Annotated in this window: 17 protein-coding genes and 1 pseudogene; 10 read left to right on the forward strand and 8 right to left on the reverse strand. The window is 73.2% G+C overall.

Annotated features, from left to right (window positions below; all coding sequences use genetic code 11):
- Window positions 1-338: 338 nt before the first annotated feature.
- The gene (locus OG286_RS09240) at window positions 339-605 is read right to left on the reverse strand and encodes a hypothetical protein (RefSeq protein ID WP_396319902.1); all 267 of its coding nucleotides are present in this window, start codon (window positions 603-605) and stop codon (window positions 339-341) included.
- Window positions 606-1,368: 763 nt separating this feature from the next.
- Here OG286_RS09240 and OG286_RS09245 point away from each other — a divergent pair.
- Window positions 1,369-3,579: a CDP-glycerol glycerophosphotransferase family protein gene (locus OG286_RS09245; protein WP_396319901.1), complete on the forward strand. Its 2,211-nt coding sequence runs from the start codon at window positions 1,369-1,371 to the stop codon at window positions 3,577-3,579.
- A 177-nt stretch (window positions 3,580-3,756) separates the two neighbouring features.
- Here the strand turns inward: OG286_RS09245 and OG286_RS09250 are convergent, their stop codons facing one another.
- On the reverse strand, window positions 3,757-3,969 hold the full coding sequence (locus OG286_RS09250) for an EF-hand domain-containing protein (RefSeq protein WP_396319900.1): 213 nt from the start codon (window positions 3,967-3,969) through the stop codon (window positions 3,757-3,759).
- A 217-nt stretch (window positions 3,970-4,186) separates the two neighbouring features.
- Here OG286_RS09250 and OG286_RS09255 point away from each other — a divergent pair, with 217 nt between their 5' ends.
- Complete coding sequence (locus OG286_RS09255) at window positions 4,187-4,855, forward strand: lysophospholipid acyltransferase family protein (RefSeq protein WP_396319899.1); 669 nt, start codon at window positions 4,187-4,189, stop codon at window positions 4,853-4,855.
- Window positions 4,856-4,948: 93 nt separating this feature from the next.
- Here OG286_RS09255 and OG286_RS09260 read toward each other — a convergent pair whose 3' ends face one another.
- The 5 genes from OG286_RS09260 to OG286_RS09280 form a co-directional block, all read right to left on the reverse strand.
- Window positions 4,949-6,769, reverse strand: a complete 1,821-nt coding sequence (locus OG286_RS09260) for an ABC transporter ATP-binding protein (RefSeq protein ID WP_405362318.1) — start codon at window positions 6,767-6,769, stop codon at window positions 4,949-4,951.
- Between the two features lie 454 nt (window positions 6,770-7,223).
- Window positions 7,224-7,997 (reverse strand): SDR family NAD(P)-dependent oxidoreductase, encoded by a 774-nt coding sequence (locus OG286_RS09265; protein WP_396319897.1) that lies wholly within the window; start codon window positions 7,995-7,997, stop codon window positions 7,224-7,226.
- A 295-nt stretch (window positions 7,998-8,292) separates the two neighbouring features.
- The gene (locus OG286_RS09270; protein WP_396319896.1) at window positions 8,293-9,186 is read right to left on the reverse strand and encodes an SDR family oxidoreductase; all 894 of its coding nucleotides are present in this window, start codon (window positions 9,184-9,186) and stop codon (window positions 8,293-8,295) included.
- Complete coding sequence (locus OG286_RS09275) at window positions 9,183-10,130, reverse strand: alpha/beta fold hydrolase (RefSeq protein WP_405362315.1); 948 nt, start codon at window positions 10,128-10,130, stop codon at window positions 9,183-9,185. The genes OG286_RS09270 and OG286_RS09275 overlap by 4 nt, the downstream gene beginning before the upstream one ends.
- Window positions 10,127-11,701 carry a flavin-containing monooxygenase gene (locus OG286_RS09280; protein WP_396319894.1) on the reverse strand — a complete coding sequence of 525 codons (1,575 nt, stop codon included), beginning with the start codon at window positions 11,699-11,701 and terminating at the stop codon, window positions 10,127-10,129. The genes OG286_RS09275 and OG286_RS09280 overlap by 4 nt, the downstream gene beginning before the upstream one ends.
- 192 nt (window positions 11,702-11,893) lie before the next feature.
- Here OG286_RS09280 and OG286_RS09285 point away from each other — a divergent pair, with 192 nt between their 5' ends.
- The 7 genes from OG286_RS09285 to OG286_RS09315 all read left to right on the forward strand — a co-directional run bounded on the left by OG286_RS09285 (window position 11,894) and on the right by OG286_RS09315 (window position 18,250).
- The gene (locus OG286_RS09285; RefSeq protein WP_405362313.1) at window positions 11,894-12,814 is read left to right on the forward strand and encodes a MerR family transcriptional regulator; all 921 of its coding nucleotides are present in this window, start codon (window positions 11,894-11,896) and stop codon (window positions 12,812-12,814) included.
- Between the two features lie 59 nt (window positions 12,815-12,873).
- A complete protein-coding gene (locus OG286_RS09290) occupies window positions 12,874-13,893 on the forward strand; it encodes an ABC transporter substrate-binding protein (protein ID WP_405365013.1) in 1,020 nt (339 codons plus the stop codon).
- Window positions 13,894-14,099: 206 nt separating this feature from the next.
- Entirely contained in the window at window positions 14,100-15,530 is a 1,431-nt protein-coding gene (locus tag OG286_RS09295) for an MFS transporter (protein WP_405365015.1), read from the forward strand.
- 175 nt (window positions 15,531-15,705) lie between these two features.
- On the forward strand, window positions 15,706-16,059 hold the full coding sequence (locus OG286_RS09300; RefSeq protein WP_396319889.1) for a type VII secretion target: 354 nt from the start codon (window positions 15,706-15,708) through the stop codon (window positions 16,057-16,059).
- Window positions 16,056-17,612, forward strand: a complete 1,557-nt coding sequence (locus tag OG286_RS09305) for a hypothetical protein (protein WP_405365017.1) — start codon at window positions 16,056-16,058, stop codon at window positions 17,610-17,612. Before OG286_RS09300 ends, OG286_RS09305 begins: the two co-directional genes overlap by 4 nt.
- Window positions 17,609-17,995 carry a hypothetical protein gene (locus OG286_RS09310; protein WP_396319887.1) on the forward strand — a complete coding sequence of 129 codons (387 nt, stop codon included), beginning with the start codon at window positions 17,609-17,611 and terminating at the stop codon, window positions 17,993-17,995. Before OG286_RS09305 ends, OG286_RS09310 begins: the two co-directional genes overlap by 4 nt.
- A 45-nt stretch (window positions 17,996-18,040) precedes the next feature.
- A complete protein-coding gene (locus tag OG286_RS09315; RefSeq protein ID WP_396319886.1) occupies window positions 18,041-18,250 on the forward strand; it encodes a hypothetical protein in 210 nt (69 codons plus the stop codon).
- A gap of 57 nt (window positions 18,251-18,307) precedes the next feature.
- On the opposite strand, the gene OG286_RS09320 is transcribed toward OG286_RS09315, so the two are convergent.
- Window positions 18,308-18,877, reverse strand: a complete 570-nt coding sequence (locus tag OG286_RS09320) for a GNAT family N-acetyltransferase (protein WP_405362304.1) — start codon at window positions 18,875-18,877, stop codon at window positions 18,308-18,310.
- A 114-nt stretch (window positions 18,878-18,991) separates the two neighbouring features.
- Between OG286_RS09320 and OG286_RS09325 the strand changes: the two are divergent.
- Window positions 18,992-19,304 (forward strand): annotated as a pseudogene (locus OG286_RS09325) (GNAT family N-acetyltransferase); the annotation flags it as partial.
- Between the last annotated feature and the right edge of the window lie 209 nt (window positions 19,305-19,513).

The raw sequence follows: 19,513 nt of genomic DNA on the forward strand, positions 1-19,513 counted from the left end.
TCATCCTCACCCACGCCCGGGGGTGCGCCGGCCCGCCTCGCCGACTCTCCTTGCCTGGGAGGCAGGGTGTCGTAGGCTGACCGGTTCGGACAGCCGCCGGGCCGACCCGATCCCCGGGGTCATCCCCCGAACCGACCGACCGCCCCGGGCCCACCGACCACCCCCGGGCCCACCCCGTCGCCCCTGCCCCCGCCGTTCGCCCGCGGACACACCAAAGACCCGACGGTCCCTGAGGTCCGTCGGGCCGGATGCCGGTCGACGCGGGGCGGCGTACTGCCCCGGGTCCCGTCCGGTCGATCTTGGCGGATCAGCGCCCGGCAAGATCGACCGGGCAGGACCTAGCCGCGACTCCCGAACAGGCTCCGCCGCAGCCGACGCAACGGCGCCAGCAGCGACACCCGCACGTGGCGGCGCGGCGCGGTGGGGGCGCCGGCGCCGCGCGGCGTCAGCTCCCTTATCAACCCGAGAGCCTCGGCGGTGTCCACCGCCGGGAGTGCGGGCGCGCCGAGCACAGCCAGGTGACGCTCGATCCGACGGCCGGTCGCGCCGACACCGCACTGGATCGCCGGCACGCGGGGCCGAGTCCGCACTTGCATGTGTTCCATCAGTTTTTCCCACCCCTACGAGGCGCCAGGGCCGTGAGGCGAAGACTATCCGTGACTGACGGCCTTCGCGCAACCGTCCTGGTGTCCCGCCACCGTATCGCGCGGCGTCAACTGACGGCGCACCAGGGGCCACCCGTCCCGGTCACGACTAGGCATCAATGAGGGTGCACGACCCGCAGAACGTCATCGGAGCCACAGGTGCACGGACCCGGCGCCTGCCCGGGAGGCACGCGCCGGGCGCGCAGGGTCACCGCCGGTCACGGTCCGCACACCGCGCCCGCCCTTGACAGCCGCACATCACCCTGCGGAGTTACCTCGACAAATCCCTATGACAATCAGTTCAGGAAGTGAACACAATCGAGGGATTGACTCGGGCGAAACCTCCAAGCAATATCTTCATCGACCGCACAGGGTCGCTTCCCGCTCACCTGTGTGTTCGACTGATGAACATCGATGAGGGTCGATGATGATCTCCGGCTCCCCCGAGCCACTGCCAGGCCGCCTCGACGCTGCGGTGGCCAGGCTCGGGAGGTTGCCCGGACCGGCGGCCGGCCGTAGAGGGTCGGCCGGGCCGCCACCAGGCTGCCGGTGCCGCCCCGTACGGGGCCCGGCACCGGCGGTTCCGGCCCCGGCCCCGGCCCCGGCCCCGGCCCCCAGGGACCCTGCCCCCGCCGCGACCGCCGCCCACGCCCCGGACCCGGCCGGTCCCGGCCCCGGCCTCGAGCGGCCCCGGACGCCGTCGCGCTCGGTAGACTCACCCAGCGTGCCAGTCCTCCTCAGCATCGTGCTCCCGGTCCACGGAGTGGAGCGCTACCTGCCCCGCTGCCTCGACTCGATCCTGGAAGCCACTCCCGCCGGGGAGTCCCGCTTCGAGGTGATCGCCGTCGACGACCTCTCCCCCGACCGCTGCGGCGCGATCCTGGACGAGTACGCGGCCCGCGACCACCGGCTGCGTGTGCTGCATCTCACCGAGAACCAGGGTCTCGGCGGCGCCCGTACCGCCGCCCTCCCCGAGGTGCGCGGCGAGTACGTCTGGTTCGTCGACAGCGACGACTGGCTGCCCGAGGGCACGGTCTCCGCCCTCCTCGACGAACTCGACGGGGAGCGCCGCCGCGAGACCCCCGCCGATGTGCTGCTCACCGGCTTCACCCACGTCTACCCGGACGGCGGGACCGAGCCCAACCCCTGGCGCCACGTGCTGGTCGGCTCCCCGCTGGCCGACGGCGCCACCCTCGCCGATCACCCGGCCTTGTTCCAGACCGTGATGTCGGTCTGGAACAAGGTGTTCCGCCGGGAGTTCCTGCTCGGCCTCGGTGTCTCCTTCGGGCGCGGCTTCTACGAGGACATCTCGGTCACCTACCCTGCGCTGCTCGCCGCCGAGCGGCTGCGCTACCTCGACCGCCCCTGTTACTTCTACCGGCGCGGGCGGGCCGGCGCGATCACCTCCACCGCCTCCCCCAAGCACGCCGACGCCTTCGCCCAGTACGACGCGATCTTCGCGTTCCTGGACCGCCCGGACCGGCCCGGCCGCCCGGTGCCGGACTCGCTGCGCACCCTCGTCTTCGACCGGACCGTCAAGCAGGCGCTCACCGTCTACGACACCCCCGGGCTCGTCCCGGAGGACCGGCGCAAGGACTTCTTCCGCCGGATCGCCGAGCACTTCACCCGCCACCGCCCGGCCGACTACCGGTTCCCGGCCGGCCTGCGCGGCGTGCAGTACCGGCTGGCGGCGCGCGGCGCCCGGATCGCGTACGCCGAGCTGCGCCGCACCGGGCGGCTTCCGCGCGAACTCAAGCGCGGCGCACGCGCGGTGGCGCCGGCGGTGAAGAAGGGGGTCAAGAAGGGCGTGCGCAGCAGCGCCCGGTTCACCGCGTACAACGCGTTCCGCCGGCTGCCGCTGGACGAGCACCTGGCGGTCTACGCGGCGTACTGGCACCGGGGTTACGCGTGCAGCCCGGCGGCGATCTACGAGAAGGCGAAGGAGCTGGCGCCGGACGTCCGGGGCGTCTGGGTGGTGGAGAACCGCACCCAGGCGGCCACGCTACCCGCCGGCGTGCCGTACGTGATCGTCAACACACCCGCGTACCTGAAGGCGATGGCGACCGCCAAGTACTTCGTCAACAACGTCAACTTCCCGCGGACCATGGCGAAGCGGCCGGGCACGGTGCACGTCCAGACGCAGCACGGCACGCCGCTGAAGGCGATGGGGATGGACCTCAGGGACCACCCGGTCGCGGCCGACGGGATGGACTTCGACCGGCTGCAGGAAGCCGTCGACCGCTGGGACTTCCTGGTCTCCTCCAACCCGCACACCAGCGAGCACTTCGCCCGGGCCTTCCCCGGCCGGTACGAGATGCTGGACACCGGCTACCCGCGCAACGACCGGCTGGCCGACGCCACCCGGGCCGAGGTGGCGGCGATGCGCGAGCGGTTCGGCCTGGCGCCGGGCCGTACGGCGGTGCTGTACGCGCCGACGCACCGCGAGGGCAAGGGCGGCTACGTCCCGCTGGTGGACGTGCGCGAGCTGGCCCGTCGGCTCGGGCCCGGCTTCACCCTGCTGGTCCGCACGCACTACTTCCACACCGGCGGCCCGGGCGACCTGGTGGCGGGCCCGGACGCGGCGGAGATCGTGGACGTCTCCGCGCACCCGACCGTGGAGGACCTCTACCTTGCGGCGGACGTGCTGGTCACGGACTACTCGTCGATGATGTTCGACTACGCGGTGCTGGACCGGCCGGTGGTGATCTTCGCGCCGGACTGGGACGAGTACCGGCAGAACCGCGGCGTCTACTTCGACCTGTTCGAACAGCCGCCGGGCGCGGTGACGGTGGACGCCGACGGGCTCGCGAAGGCGCTGCTGGCGGGCGATCCGGAGCCGGCGGCGCGGGCGCGGTTCCGCGAGCGGTTCTGCCCCTGGGACGACGGTGGGGCGGCGGAGCGCGTGGTCCGCCGGGTGTTCCCGACCCGGGGCTGAGCCACGCGGCCCCGAGGGTGGCCGGGTTCCGAGCAGGCGCTGAGCCCGGGCCGGCCCCTCGGTACGGGCAACGAAGGTGGCCCCGAGGCTGGGCCCGGAAGGGCGACGGGCGGGTCCCCGGGAGTCCCGGAGCCCCGCCCGAACCGACTCGGCCGGTCTCGGCCGGCCCGACCCGACTCAGCCCTGACGCGCGGCCAGGAACTCCTCGAAGGTCAGCTCGCCGTCGTGGTTGGTGTCCATCTGCTTGATGATGGCCTCGGCCACCGAGATCGACGTGGTGAGGTCGCCGAGCTCGCGCGCGACCTTGGCGTACTCGACGGCGGTGATCCGGCCGTTGCCGTCCACGTCGTACTTGTCGAACGCCGCGCGGATGGTGTCGACGTCTGCCATGGGTGGGCCCTTCCTGATGAACTGCTGATGTGCGTTTCCGACGGCCGTACCCTACCCGCCGTGGCGAGCGCCACGGCTGGCGGGAGTGGACGGGCTCGGGGGTGGGTGTCGTAGTCTGCGGGTCTGTTCCCGGCCCGGCCGGGGATTGATCGACCACCGATCGTCGTCTGTTCAGGCCCGGGCACACCCCCCGGGCGTGCACGTCCTGGGAGGGACCATGCTCGATCTCGTCACCAAGCTGGTGCTGAAACCGCTCGCGCGGGGGATCTGGCGGCCCACCATCGAGGGCCTGGAGAACGTGCCGCGCAAGGGCGGCGTGATCCTGGCCAGCAATCACCTCTCCTTCATCGACAGCGTCGTGATCCCGATGACCGCCCCGCGGCGGGTGCACTTCCTGGCCAAGGCCGAGTACTTCACCGGCACCGGGCTGAAGGGCGCGCTGTCCAAGGGCTTCTTCCAGGCCATCGGCGCGGTGCCGGTCGAGCGCGGCACCTACCGCTCGGCGCAGGCCTCGCTGGAGTCGGCGCTGGAGATCCTGGAGGACGGCAAGGCCTTCGGCATCTACCCGGAGGGCACCCGCTCCCTCGACGGCCGCCTCTACCGCGGCAAGACCGGCGTGGCCTGGCTGGCCCTCACCGCGGGCGTCCCCGTGGTCCCGGTGGCGCTGGAGGGGCCGGAGCAGATCCTGCCGGTCGGCAAGCGCGTGCCTCGCATCCGCAAGGTGACGGTCCGCTTCGGCGAGCCGCTGCACTTCGACGAGCTGCACGGCCAGGCCCGCTCGCTCAAGGCCCGCCGGCACGTCACCGACGAGGTGATGCGGGCGATCCAGGAGCTCTCCGGCCAGGAGGTCGCGGAGACCTACAACGAGGTCCCCAAGGCCGCCTGAGGCTCCTGCGGCCGCCTGGAGGTCTCCGAGGCGCCCGAGCCGGCGGGCGCGGCCGAGGCGGCGGCGGGCTCCCGGCCGGCTCCCGGGACCCGGCTACACGCGCCCCAGCGCCGCGGGCAACGGTGCCTCGCGGCGCAGCAGCGCCGCGTACCGGCCGTCCGCCTCGACCAGTTCGTCGTGGGTGCCCAGCTCGGCCACCTCACCGCGGTCCAGGACGACGATCTGGTCGGCGGCCCGGACGGTGGAGAGCCGGTGGGCGATGGTGATGGTGGTCCGGCCGGCCGCCAGGGTGTCGATGGCCTGCTGGACGGCGTGCTCGGTGCGGTTGTCCAGCGCACTGGTGGCCTCGTCCAGGATCAGCACCGGGGGGTTGCGCAGGATGGTCCGGGCGAGCGCGAGGCGCTGCTTCTCCCCTCCCGAGAAGCGGTAGCCGCGCTCGCCGACCAGGGTGTCGTAGCCGTCGGGCAGGTCGGCGATGGTGTCGTGGATCTGTGCGGCCCCGGCGGCGGCGACCAGTTCGGCGTCGGTGGCGTCCGGCTTGGCGAAGCGCAGGTTGTCGGCGACCGAGGCGTGGAAGAGGTAGGTCTCCTGGGAGACCACGCCGACCGCCCGGGACAGCGTGTCGAAGGAGAGGTCGCGGACGTCGACGCCGTCGATGGTGACCCGGCCGCCGGTCACGTCGTAGAGGCGCGGGACGAGGTAGCTGAGCGTGGTCTTGCCGGAGCCGGTCTCGCCGACCACCGCGAGTGAGCTGCCGGCCGGCACCTTGAGTTCGACGCCGGAGAGCGTCGGCCGCTCCTGCTCCGGGTCGTAGCGGAAGTCGACGCCCTCGAAGCGCACCTCGCCGCGGAGCTCCTCCAGTGCGACGGGGCGCTCGGGCTCGGCGATCTCCACGGGGAGGTCGAGGTACTCGAAGATGCGCTGGAACAGCGCCAGCGAGGTCTGCACCTGCACGCCCGTGGAGAGCAGGCTGATCGTCGGGCGGAAGAGCCCCTGCTGGAGCGAGACGAAGGCGACCAGGGTGCCGACCGAGACGATCGGTGCACCGTCGGCGGCGGCCAGGCCGGCCGCCCAGTAGATCACCGCCGGCATGGCGGCCATCACGATCTGGATGGTGTTCATCCGCCAGCGCCCCGCCATGCTGGCGCGCACCTCGAGCTCGGCCAGCTGGTCGGACTGCCCGGTGAACTCCTTGGCCAGCGAGTCGGAGCGGCCCATGGTGCGGCCGAGCAGGATGCCGCTGACCGAGAGCGACTCCTGCACCGCCGAACTCATCGCGGCGAGCTGCTTCTGCCGCTCGGTGGTGATCTTCTTGCGCTCGTTGCCGACCCGGCGGCTGATCCAGACGAAGAGCGGCAGGAGCAGCAGCGAGACCACGGTCAGCCGCCAGTCCAGTGCGACCATGGCGACCACGGAGGCGATCACGCTGGTGAAGTTGGAGACCAGCGAGGTGGCGGTGGAGGTCACGGTGGACTGCATGCCGCCGATGTCGTTGGCGATCCGGGACTGCACCTCGCCGGTGCGGGTCCGGGTGAAGAACGCCAGTGACATCCGCTGGAGGTGGCTGTAGACGGCGGTGCGCAGGTCGTGCATGACGCGCTGGCCGACGGTGGTGGAGATCAGCGTCTGCAGCACGTTGAAGATGCTGTTGACCACGGCGGCGGCGATCATGCCGAGCGCGAGCAGGCTCAGCAGGCCGGTGCGGCCCTGCGGGATGGCGGTGTCCAGCACGGCCCTCAGCAGGAACGGCGATATCACCGAGACCACCGCGGAGGCCGCCACCAGCAGGCCGACCACGGTGAGGCGGCCCGAGTACGGGCGGAACAGCGTAAGGATGCGGTGCCACTGGGCCGGCGGGCGGGGTTCGTCCTCGGCGCGGGCGGGCGGGGTCCATCGGATGCCGTCGGGCCTCAAGGGCGGGCCTCCCTGGGTCGGACGCGCGGGCGCGCGGCGGGCTTGGCGGGTGTCGCGGCCGCCGCGGGGTTCGCGGGCGTGCCGGGTGCCGCGGGGTTCGCCGGTGCCACGGGTGTCACGGATGTGGCGGGTGCCGCGGGGTTCGCGGGCACGGCGGGTGCCGCGGGCATGGCGGTCGGGCGGCCGCGGCGGCGAGCATAGCGAGAATAGCTCATAGTTAGCGAAGCTAATAGTGAGGCTCGCCCTATTCCCACTCCCGTGGATGCTGTGCGGCCGCCCGGGCCGGCCTGCGCGACCCCCGCCGGGTCCGCCCGTCCGCACGGGCAGCCGCCGACGCGGGCCGCCCGTCGATGCGGACCACCCCGTCCGCACAGGGCCCGCCGAAGCCGGCCGCCCGTCGATGCAGGGCCCGCCGAAGCCGGCCGCCCGTCCGCTTCCGAGGTGCGCCGGCCGGCTAGGTGGTCCGGTAGGTCCGCGCCGCCTTCGAGGAGACCCCGCCGAGCTTGCCGGACGGCAGCAGGCGGGCGATGGCGACCGCGATCTTGTAGCGCTTGCCCGGGACCGACACCGAGCGGCCGCGGGCCAGGTCGCGCATGGCCTCGTCGACCACCCGCTCGGCGGACAGCCAGCCCCACGACGGGATGTTGCCCGTCCCCATGCCGGCCCGCTGGTGGAACTCGGTCCGGGTGAAGCCCGGGCAGAGCGCCATCAGGCGCACGCCTGCGCCGCCGAGGTCGCGCTGCACGCCCTGGGTGAAGCTCACGACCCACGACTTGCTCGCGCCGTACGTGCCGCGCGGCAGGAAGGCCGCCACCGAGGCGACGTTGACGATCGCCCCGCGCCCCCGCTCGCGCATGCCCGGCAGGGCCGCGGTGGTCAGCCGGAGGATCGCCTCCACGTGCACCTTCAGCATGTCCAGCTCGTCCTGGAGCGGGACCGTCAGGAACGCGCCCTTGTTGCCGAAGCCGGCGTTGTTCACCAGCAGGTCCACCGGGCGGCCGGCGTCGGCCAGCCGCGCCTCCACGGCGGCGATGCCGTCATCGGTGGCCAGGTCGGCGGTCAGCACCTCGGCGTCGACGCCGTACTTCGCTTGCAGGTCGGCGGCGGCGCGCTCCAGCCGCTCGGTGTCCCGGGCCACCAGGACGAGCTGGTAGCCGCTCCGGGCGAGCCGGCGCACGAAAGCGGCTCCGATGCCGGCGGTCGCGCCGGTGATCAAGGCAGTGGTCATGCCCCTGACCGTACCGACTGCGCCCGGCGACGGGTACCGCCATCCGCCACGCGCGCCCGCCCCGCGGAGCGGCGGACCGGGACCGGGGAGCCGGAGGGCCGGCGCACCGATCCGGCTGCTGCACCTGACCACCCACACCTACGGCTCCCCCGCCTGCCGCCCGGCGCCCTCCCCACCTTCTTCAGCAACCCGTACGCCGCCTTCGGGGACGAACTGCCGCGCGGACGGCACTGACGGAAGGCGGCCGGCAGATTCGCCGTCGGGTGGCGGCCGTCCGCCGTCCGTGAGCGTCGGCTCAGTTCCTCTCGGAGCGGGCTGCGCTGTCGGCCGCTCCCCCGGCGCCGACCGGGCGCAGTCGGGTGGCGGCGGTGGCGGCGAGCTGCGGGGCGAGCCTGGCGATGTCGCGGGAGCCGACGGCGGCGATCACCAGGGGCAGGACGGCGCGGACCGGCTGCATGCCGCGCAGCCAGGCCTGGGCGTAGACGTGGGCGGAGCGGCGGGCGATACCGGCGACCAGGCGGTCCACGGCCGGACCGAGCGGGTAGGTCTTGTTGGCGGGCCAGGGGAGGCGGGAGCGCATCTGCTTGAGGACGGCGTCCTGGTCGGCGCCGCGCACCATGTCGGTGTCGGTCCAGCTCAGGTAGCCGACGCCGACCTTGACGCCCTGGTGGGCGACCTCGGCGCGGATCGAGTGGGCGAAGGCCTCGACACCGGCCTTGCTCGCGCAGTACGCACTCATCAGCGGCGCGGGGGTGAGCGCCGCGAGCGAGGCGATCTGGAGGAGGTAGCCGCGGCTCTCGGCGAGGGCGGGCAGGAAGGCGCGGGCGGTGGCGACGCTGCCCAGCAGATTGACCTCGATCACCCGGCTGAACGCCTTGTGGTCGCTCTCCAGCAGCGGGCCGCCGATGGCGATGCCCGCGTTGGCGACGACGGCGTCGATCCGGCCGTAGTGCTCCTTGATCAGCCGGGCGGTCTCGGTGAGCGCCTCGACGTCGGTGACGTCGGCCTCCCAGGCGGTGGCGGAGGGGCCGCAGAGTGCGGCGACGGCCTTGAGCTCGGCCGGCTCCAGGCCGAGCAGCGCGACCTTGGCGCCCTGCGCGGTGAGCTTGCGGGCGAGGGCGGCGCCGACGCCGCGCGCGGCACCCGTGACGACAACGACCTGTGCGGACAGCGGCGGAACGACGCTCATGCGGTCAGGCTCCTCTGCGGGCTGGGAAGTCGGGTCGCCGTCAGGTGGGCGGCGGCCATGCGGTCGATCTCGGCGGCGACCTCGGCGGGCCGCTCCAGCGGCGCCATGTGGCCGACGCCGGGCAGCAGGAGCAGGCCCTGCGGGTCGGGCAGTGCGGCGACCATCCGGTGGGCGTGCACCGGCGGGGTCAGGCGGTCGTCGGTGCCCACCACCACGGCGGTCGGCGCGGCGAGCGCCGCCAGCCCGGCCCGGACGTCGAGGACGTCCAGCACGCCGGCCCACGCGGCCCGGACGGCGGTCGGGCAGGCGTGCACGATCCGGGCCGTCGCCTCGACCCGGCCGGCCGGTGAACCCGGCCCCATCGTCCCGTACTTGAGGGCTGCGCGGCTCACCGGGCCGACCGGTCCGAGCGGGAGCCGGGAGCGCAGCACCTGGCGGTGCAGGAGGCGCCGAAGCCGCGGGGCGCGGACCGCGTCGGGCAGCACCCGCAGTTCGGCCACCAGGTCGGACGGGCCGGTGGAGACCAGCACCGCGGCGGCCGTCCGCCCGGCGACCTCGGGGCGCCCGCCGGCGGCCATGATGGTCATGCCGCCCATGCTGTGGCCGGCGAGGACGGCGCGTTCCCCCGCCGGAACGGTCCGGGCGAGCACCGCGGAGAGGTCCTCGGCGAGCGCGCGGGTGGAGTAGCGGAGCCGGCTGGGCGGGACCTCGCTGCGGCCGTGGCCGCGCTGGTCGTACGCCACCACCCGGTACCGGTCGGAGAGTTGGCGGATCACCGGCGCCCAGAAGGCCGTTGAGCACGTCCAGCCGTGGGCGAGCACGAGGGTCGGGGCGGCCGGCCGACCGTGGATCTCGACGTGCAGCCGGATGCCGTCGGCCGCGCGGACGTCCAACTCCTCGACGGGGGTGGTCGCAACGCAGTCGGCGGGGATCGCGGGGCTCATGCCACGACCTCCTCGACCGCGGCCGTCCGGGGCTTCGGCGTGGTGCGCATGATCAGCTCGTACTCGCCGAGGTCGACCTTGCGGGTGGCGCGGCGGAACGAGGTGGTCGAGCCGGGCCAGAGCACGGTGTTCCTGCCACTCGGGTCGAGGTACCAGCTGCGGCAGCCGCCGGTGGTCCAGACGGTGCGGTCCATCCGGTGCTGGAGTTCGAGGTTCCAGTGCCGCTGGGCGCGTTCGGTGGGCTGCATCGCGGTGGCACCGATCGAGCCGAGCGTGGTGAGCGCGTCGATCAGGTAGTTCAGCTGGGACTCGATCATCAGGATCATCGAGCTGTTGCCGAGCCCGGTGTTGGGGCCGATGACGAAGAAGAGGTTGGGGAACCCGCGGACGGTGGAGCCGCGCAGCGCCTCCATGCCGTCCTTCCAGTGCTCCGCCAGGCTGGTGCCGTCGACGCCGAACACCCGGGCGCCGATGGGCATGTCGGTGACGTGGAAGCCGGTGCCGAAGACGATCGCGTCCACCTCGTGCTCGCTGCCGTCGGCCGCGACCAGGGTCGAGCCGCGCACCTCGCGCAGGCCGGACGCGACCACCTCGGTGTTGGCGGCGGCGAGGGCCGGGTAGTAGGTGTTGCTGAGCAGGATGCGCTTGCACCCGATCCGGTAGTCCGGGGTGAGCTTGGCGCGCAGCGCCGGGTCGGCGACGCCGTGGGCGATGTGCCGTTCGGCGAGCTGTTGGACCACCTTCAGCAGGCCGGGACGGCGGACGAAAGCGTCCACCTGGAGCTCGCGGAGGGCGAACAGGGCGCCGCGGCGCAGCTTGGCGGTGACGGGCAGCCGGCCGTGCAGCCACTTCTCGATCTCGGTGATCTCGCGGTCGCGGCGCGGCAGCACCCAGGCGGGCGTGCGCTGGAAGACCGTCAGCTTGCCGACCTTCGGCTGGATCGAGGGGATGATCTGGGCGGCGGAGGCGCCGGTGCCGACCATCGCGACCCGCCGGCCGGCGAGTTCGTAGTCGTGGTCCCAGCGGGAGGAGTGGAACACCTTGCCGGGGAAGGCATCGAGGCCCGGCAGGTTCGGGATCTGCGGGTCGGCGAGCGGCCCGGCGGCGGAGACGACGGCGTCGGCGGTCCACTCGCCGGCCGTGGTGGTGATCCGCCAGCGGGTGTGCTCCGCCTCCCAGCGGGCCTCGGTGACCTCGGTGTCGAAGCGCAGGTGGGGGCGGAGGCCGAAGACGTCGGTGACCTTCTCCAGGTAGGCGCGGATGTCGGGCTGGCCGGAGAAGCTGCGCGGCCAGTCGGCGTTGGGCGCGAAGGAGAAGGAGTAGAGGTGGGAGGGGACGTCGCAGGCGCAGCCGGGGTAGCTGTTGTCCCGCCAGGTGCCACCGACCGAGTCGGCGCGCTCCAGGATCACGAAGTCGGTGATGCCGGCGCGGCGCAGCCGGACACCGGCGCCGAGGCCGCCGAAACCGGAGCCGATGACCGCCACCCGGACGTGCGGGACGGGCTGGGCGGCCTCGGCCGGGGACTCCTGGCCGGACGTGCCGGGGCGGGGGCGCTTGGTCGTGGATGCCATGCGGCGTCCTCCTGGGGGTGGGGGGCCTGAGGTGCGCACTGCAGCGACGCGCCGCCTTCATGGTGCCGTGACGCCGTCGCGATAACCATGCCAGCAATCACTGGCGCGATTGGCAGATTAGCTCGTGCCGCCGGCGGAGGGAAGGAGTCCGGCCACCGCGCTTCGACAATCTCCCGTCCTATGCTGAGCGCCGTGGACAAGCCCAGAGCAGCTGCGGACGACAGAAAACGCGAGTACCGGGTGGAGGAACTGGCCGAGGCGGCCGGCATCACCACCCGCACCCTGCGCTTCTACCGCGAGCGCAAGCTGCTCCAGCCGCCGCGCAAGGAGGGCCGGATCGCCTGGTACGGGGAGGCCCACCTGGCCCGCCTGCGGGTCATCGCCGAACTGCTGGAACGCGGCCACACCCTGGGCGGGATCGCCGAGTTGATCGGCGCGGGCGAGAGCGGCCGGGACGTCGCCGAGCTGATCGGACTGGAGGCCGCGATCGTCGCCCCCTGGTCCGACGAGACCCCGGTCCACCTCGACTGGGCCGAACTGACGGCCACCTTCGGCGGCCAGCTCACCGAGGGGACCACCGCGGAGGCGATCGCCCAGGGCTACATCACGGTGGAGGAGGACGGGATCACCCATGTCAGCCGCCGGCTGATGGACGCGACCACGGCACTGGTCGCCGAGGGCGTGCCGCTCTCCGTCGTCCTGGAGGCCAGCCGGCGCACCCAGGAACATGTGGACGCGATCGCGGAGATCTTCACCGCGCTGGTCCGCGACCGGATCCTCGGCGCGCTCGCCGCCGACGCCCCGCTGCCTCCCGGCGAGGCCGCCCGGCTGACCGAGCAGATCCTGCGGGTACGACCGCTCGCCCGGACGGTCACCGACGCCCAGTTCGCCCTGGCGATGGACCGGCGGGTGCACGCCGAGTACGACGAGCTGCGGCGGCAGCGGATGGAGTGCCGGGAGGACGGGGAGGGCGGAGAGGGCGCGGCGCCCGGAGAGGCCGCGGACGGGGAGAGCGGGAAGGACCAGGAGGGCGGGAAGCCCGGGGATCCCGGGGAGGCGGCGGGCGGCCGAACGCCACCGCCCGCCCCCGCGCGACCCGCCCCCGAGGCGTAGCGGCGCCCGCCGCCGGGCAGGGATCGGGGCGCCTCGCCGCCCCTGAACGGAGTCGCCCGATGCCCCCTGCCCTGCCCGCCGATCTCGCTCCCGCCCTCACCCGCCGCAGCCTGCTCGCCCTCGCCTCCGCGCTCGCACTGGCCGCCTGCGGGTCGAGCAGCTCCGGCGGCGCCGACAGCTCGAACGGTGCCGGCGACGCGACCGCCGGCTCCACCTCCGCGCCGGCCGCGACCGGCCCCCGAACCGTCCGCCACGCGCGCGGTGAGAGCACCGTGCCCGCGCGCGCCGCCCGCGTCGTCGTACTGGACACCGACGCGCTGGACTCCGCCGTCACCCTCGGCCTCACCCCGGTCGGCGCCACCGCCGTCGCCGAGGGCGCGCCGCTGTCCGGGTACCTGCCGGCCGCCCGGCTCGCCGGGATCAAGCGGGTCGGCACGATCGGCCAGCCCAGCCTGGAGGCCGTCGCCGCGCTGAAACCGGACCTCATCCTGAGCAACCAGGTGCGCGACGACAAGCGGTACGACGAGCTCTCCAAGATCGCGCCGACCGTACTGACGAAGACCACCGGGCCCGCCTGGAGGGAGAACGTCCGGCTGCACGCCGAGGCGCTGGGCCGCCAGAGCGAGGCCACGGCGGCGGAGGCGGCGTACCGGGCCAAGGCGGCGGAGCTGGTCACCGCACTCGGCGGGCCGGAGAAGGCGGCGGCCACCAGGGTGGAGATGGCCCGTTTCCTGGCGGGCGCGCCCACCCGGCTCTACCTGAACGACACCTTCGTCGGCTCGATCCTCAAGGACCTCGGCCTCGGCCGGCCCGCCAACCAGGACAAGCCCGGCTTCTCGATGGAGATCAGCCCCGAGCAGGTCGACCAGGCGGCCGCGGACGTCATCTTCTACTCGGTCTACGGCGACGCGGCCAAGTCCGACCGGGCGAAGGTCATGGAGGGCTCGCTCTGGAAGAACCTGGACGCGGTGCGCAGCGGCCGGGTCTTCCCGGTGGACGACGGTCTCTGGATGCTGGGCATCGGCTACACCGGCGCCGGCCTGATCCTGGACCAGATCCGGAAGGACCTCATCGGCTGAAACGACTCGGCGCCGGCCCCGTTGGCCGGTCCTCCAACACGATCGAGGACCGGGCGCCGACTGCGCGGGGTGATCACACGGTTACCTGGAGGATCGTCCGAGCCGTACGGTCGGAACTCACCCGCGGGTCGCACACTCACCAGGCCGGGCCGGTGGTGGGAGGCGGGCGCCCACCCGGCTCCGTGTGGGGGCTCAGAGGAATGTCCGTGGTCACGAGGTTCCGTTCAGCGGCGCGGCTGACGGGTGGTGGGGTGCTGCTCTGGTCGCTGCTGGGGCGGCTGCCGAATGCGATGTGCCCGATCGGCACGCTGCTGCTGGTCACCCGGAACACCGACAGCGTCTGGCGCGGTTCGGTGGTCGCCGGGGCGCTGGCCGTCGGGCAGGCGGTCGGCGGTCCGCTGGTCGGCCGGCTCGCGGACCGGCGCGGGCAGCGGACGGTCGGGCTGGTCGCTGCGGCCGTCAACGCGGTGGCGATCGTCGCCCTGGTCACCGCCTCCGAGGCCGGGCTCCCGCTGCCCTGGCAGATCGCACCCGCCGCGCTGATCGGCCTCTCCGTTCCGCCGGTGGGCCCGCTGTCCCGTAGTCGCTGGGTCCGACTGGCCGACGGGGAAACCGAGTTGACGTCCTCGATGCTCTCGCTGGACGGCATCGTCGACGAGGTCAGCTTCACCACCGGTCCGGCGCTGGTCGGCCTGCTCGCCACGCTGGCCTCCCCCGCCGCCGGCCTGCTGGCGGCGGCCGCGCTGGTCGGCGTCTGCGCGTCCCTCTTCGCGCTGCACCCGACGGCGACCCGGGGGGCCGTCGGCGCCGGCGCCGACGTGCGGCCCTCCGGGCGGCTGACGAGCGCGCCCTACGTCCTGCTGCTGGCCGGGGTGGCACTGCTGGGCGCCTGCTTCGGCTCGGTGCAGGTCGGGGTGACGGCCACCACGGACACCCTCGGGCAGCCGGGCGCGGCCGGACTGCTCTACGGCTTCATGGGCTTCACCAGCGCCTTCGCGGGCATCGCCACCGCCGCCCTGCCCGCCCGCTGGGAGCTGCCGCTGCGCCTGCGGGCGGGGACCGTCCTGCTCTGCTCCGCCTCCGTCCTGCTCCTGTTCTCCGGCGGCAGCGTGGCCGCCCTGGCCGCCGCGATCGGGTGCCTGGGCGTGGCGATCGCGCCGCAGATGATCACCATGTTCGGGCTGGTGGAGCGGACGGTGCCGACCGCCCGCCTGGGCGAGGCGATGGCGGCGCTGGTCAGCGCGATCATCCTGGCCCAGTCGGCGGGGACGTTCCTCGGCGGCTGGGCGGCCGACAACGTCGGGCCCACCGCGCCGTTCCGGATCACGGTCGCCGCCGCGGTGGCCGCCCTGCTGCTCGCCGCGTTCACCGCCACCGACCACCGCTACCACCGCCGCGACGACCCGTCGGACGTTCCGCCGGCCACGTCATCGGCCACGCCCTCGGACGTTCTGCCGGACACTCCGTCGGACGTCCCGCCGGACGTTTCGCCGGGTGGTGGAGGAGGCGCCGCGACGGGTGGCGGCCCGATACCCAAGAGCGCCCCAAGCGCAGGCAAAGATTCCCCGAAGGAAATGGAGCCGACGCACCGTCTGCGTGAAGAAGACGAGGAGCCGGTGCAGCCCTCGCGGGCGTAACACCCCGGCCTCCGGCACACGTTAGGCTCAGCCACCGATGTCCGCGCCGCACCACAGGCTCGGGCATCGAGCCATTCGGACACACCGCGGATGCGTCGGCGGACGTTCCGAGGAACGTAGCGGCGGACGTACCGGACGACGTGAAGACGTCCCGGAGACGGGGGAACGGGGAACCATGAGCGGCGGGACAGGCGCAGGAGCAGCAGGGTCGGGAGCGGGTGGAGCGGGCGGATACGGCGTCAGCCTGGCCGGTCTGAGCGGCGTCAGCGACCAGCTGGGCAAGACGGCGACCGACATCGCGACGGCCAAGACCGCCTACGCGGGCTCGGTCTGCTACGCGTCCACGGCCTTCGGCGAGTTCGGCATGGACCAGGCGTGGGCCGCCTTCGACGCCGCCTGGTCGAAGGAGATCGAGGTCACCCAGCGCGCCCTCGACGAGCTGTCGCAGAAGATGTCGACGACGACGCAGAACTACCGCAACGCGGAGAAGGCCGTCACCGCCTCGCTCGTGCCGGCGGGTGGCCGGTGAGCAAGGTCAAAGATCTGGAGCACGCCCAGCACAACATCGAGCAGGTGCAGTTCATGCTCGCCAACCTGCACCTGCTGGAGGGCATCAACGACGCGCTCGCCGTCCCCGAGCCGGCCGGCGACCCGGGCGCCGTGCGGGCGCGCGCGAAGGACTACGCGCAGGCGGCCGCCTCCTTCGGCCAGGCCTCGCAGGACCTCGCGGGCATCGCCACCAACCAGCTGCCCGCGGTCTGGACGGGTTCGGTGGCCGAGCACGCCACCCAGGCGATCCACGCGATGTCGGCGGAGACCACCACCTCCAAGGAGACCCTGGCCGCGGCGGCCACGCTGCTGGACGCCTGGGCCAACGAACTGGAGTCGGCAAAGAGGACCGACGCCGACGGGTGCCGCCAGCTGCAGGAGGCCGGGGAGAAGGCCAGGCAGGACCCGGGCGGCTTCGATCCGGACGCGCGGAACACCGCGCTGTCCGGGGTGGGCGCCCGACTGGCGGCCGCACGGCGGGTCGAGAGCTCCGCCACCAGCACCGCGAGCAAGCTGAACCAGCTGACCTCCAAGGCCCGCGCCTCGCGCGCCGGCCTGGGCTCGATCGACCCGCTGGCGGCCGTGGTGCTGGCCACCGAGAAGAACCCGGGCGCGGGCGAGGACGACGGCTACATCCTGACGCCGGGCCAGCTCGACCGGGCCACCCAGACCCTCGGTGTGATGCCCGGCGCCGACCAGGCGGCGTTCCGCGCCCTGCTGGCCGGAGCCAAGTCCCCCGAGGAGGCCGCCTATCTCTGGAAGGCGCTGGCGGCCGGGCACTCGGTGGCCGACATCCAGAAGTTCGACGAGGGCATCCACCCGCACGGCGACGACCCGGCCTGGCTCGCCCAGCACCTGGTGCCCGCGACCAGCACCAAGGACATCAACCGCGAGTCCTCGGACAACATCGACCTCACCTACCAGGGCAAGCAGGTCAACATCAACGGGTACGGCGTCTACTCGCAGCGCGACGTCAACGACTGCGTGGCCGCGTCCACCGTGATCGCCCAGGCCAAGCTGGACCCGCTGCTGATGTACCAGCTCACCACCGGCGGCACGCCCGACACCCCCGGCTCGGACTCCACCGACAACTTCGAGCAGCGGCTGCAGAAGACCTACGTGGACGAGTACATAGCGGGTCAGAAGGTCGACGGCCGGAAGACCTACCCCAAGGAGGACAGCGGTCTCGGCCCCGATGCCCAGACCTACCTGGCCGACAAGGACCTCGGCAAGGCCACCGGCGCCGACTACGAGCACGTGGAGCTGGAGAGCGACGAGGACCGGCGAGCGGCGCTGGCCCGGATCGAGAAGTCCGTGGACGAGGGCCTGCCCGTCCCGATCAGCGTCCGCAACAAGGACGAGGGCCATCAGATGATGATCATCGGCCGGGACGGCGACAAGCTCCAGATCTACAACCCCTGGGGCTTCACCTCCTGGGTGACCGAGGACCAGTTCGTCAACAGCCAGCTCGGCGGACTGACCCCCGGCGAACACCCCCTGAACAAGCCGACCGCCCTGGAGCTGCCGAAATGACCACCGTCCGGCCGGATGCCGAACTGGCGGACCTCGACGTGCCCGCCGCCATCACCCGCGGCCTGCTGCTCGCCGGCGGCCCGCGCCAGGCCCTCTTCACCGAGGCCGCCATCGCCGCCACCCACCGCGCGGAGGCGGCGGGCGTCGGCCCGTACCCACTGGGCTTCCTCGCCCGGCACGTCCGGGCCGGCGGCTTCGCGGCCGCCCTGGCGCTGCCGGAGCCGGTGATCGGCGCGGCCGGCCGCGCGCTGGTCCGCGACTGGCTGCAGGCCGCCGCGGCGACCGGCGCCGACGTGGCCCGCGAGCACCTGTTCGCGCGCTGGCTGGCGGAGGTCTCCGCGCTGCTCGCGCTGCGGCGCGACCTGCGGGCGCTGACCGACTGACGCGGCCCTGCGGCCGGCCGGGGGGGCCGGCCGGGGGGCCACCCGGTGCCACGGCGTCCTGACGACGGCGAGGTCCGCCAGGAGTTCTCGATCTGCCTGCTCGGCCGCCCGATGGGTGGATCTCTCCGGACGTCCGACGAGTCCCACGAAGTCGCCTGGTTCGAGCCCGCAGAAATCGACGCCCTCCCCATGGTGCCCGGCATCCGCAGACGCATCACCGACTGGCGCTCCCACACCGGTCCGGCCATCCGCTGAGACGCTCCCCGGCGTGGGAAGTCGGCCGGTCCGACTTCCCACGCCCCTCTGCCTGCGCTACTCCGCGGGGCACCGGGAGGCCTCCTGCGGGGCGCCGCTGACGATCCGGCCTTCTCCGGGCTCAGGCTCACGAGCCATGCGCACGTTGGGCAGCCTGCCGCGCCAGAGCTCACGCTCACCGGTGATCCTGAATCCGTACCGCTGGTAGAAGCGGATCGCCTTCTCGTTGTAGTCGGTCACCCAGAGGCGCATGGGAGCGCCGCGTGCCCACTCCAGGAACTCGCCCATCAACCGGCCGCCGGTGCCTCGGCCTTGGGCTTCGTCGAGCAGGTACATCGGCCCGAGCGTGACCACGTCGTCCCGGCGGCCGCAGAGGAACCCGACGATCTCCCCTCCCGAGCGAACGACACGGCAGAACAACAGATCCGGCTGCCGCAAGGCCCCCTCGATGAACTCCCGCCACTGGTCGATGCCCTCCGCCGTCACAGTGGATCCGCGGTGCTCGTGGATCCACGCCTCGTCGATCTCCGCTGCCTCGTTGGGGTAGGTCTGGAGCCAGGCCCTCAACTGCGTCCGGCCCACGGGGGCTGCATCGTCAGGTCGGGGTACGTCGATCTGATGGACCATGGGGCCATTGTTCGCAAGGCAGCCGATGGGTTCCACGTGATTTTCCGTCCGGTCCCGGAACGTCCGCGAGGGGACACCGCCGGCTCCGGAGGGCCGTCGTACGATGCCCCGTCCATGTGCGTGATCGCTCGCAGGGAAGACGGTACGACGTCGACACCGACCCCGGCCGCCTCGACGTGGACCGGTCCACCACTGGCTGTCGACCGACGCCTTCTGGGCCCTCGGCCGTACCCGCGCAACCGTCGAACAGGCCGTCAGCGCGTCCGTCAGCTTCGGGGTCCACGACTCCTCCGACTCACAGGTCGCCTACGCGCGCGTCGTCACCGATCTGGCGGCCTTCGCGTGGCTCTGCGACGTCTACGTCGACCGTGCTCATCGCGGCACGGGCCTCGACACCTGGCTCGCCAGCGCCGTCCGTGACCACCTCGTCGCCCTGGTCCGCGTTGGAGCCCGCTTTGAGTGCGGTCGGCTGATCGAGCGGCCCGCGCCCGCTGCTGCCTGACCGAGCCGACCGTCGACGAGCCGCTCCCTCAAGCCGCGGGCGGCCAAGCGCTCAGCCTCAGATTTGCAGGGGCCGGATTCCCGCCCGGACACCGCAACGTGAGCTGCCTGCGACGTAGCCGGGGTGTCCAACCG

Origin of the sequence: Kitasatospora sp. NBC_00039 (genome assembly GCF_045160625.1) — a bacterium.
Classification (GTDB): Bacteria; Actinomycetota; Actinomycetes; order Streptomycetales; family Streptomycetaceae; genus Kitasatospora.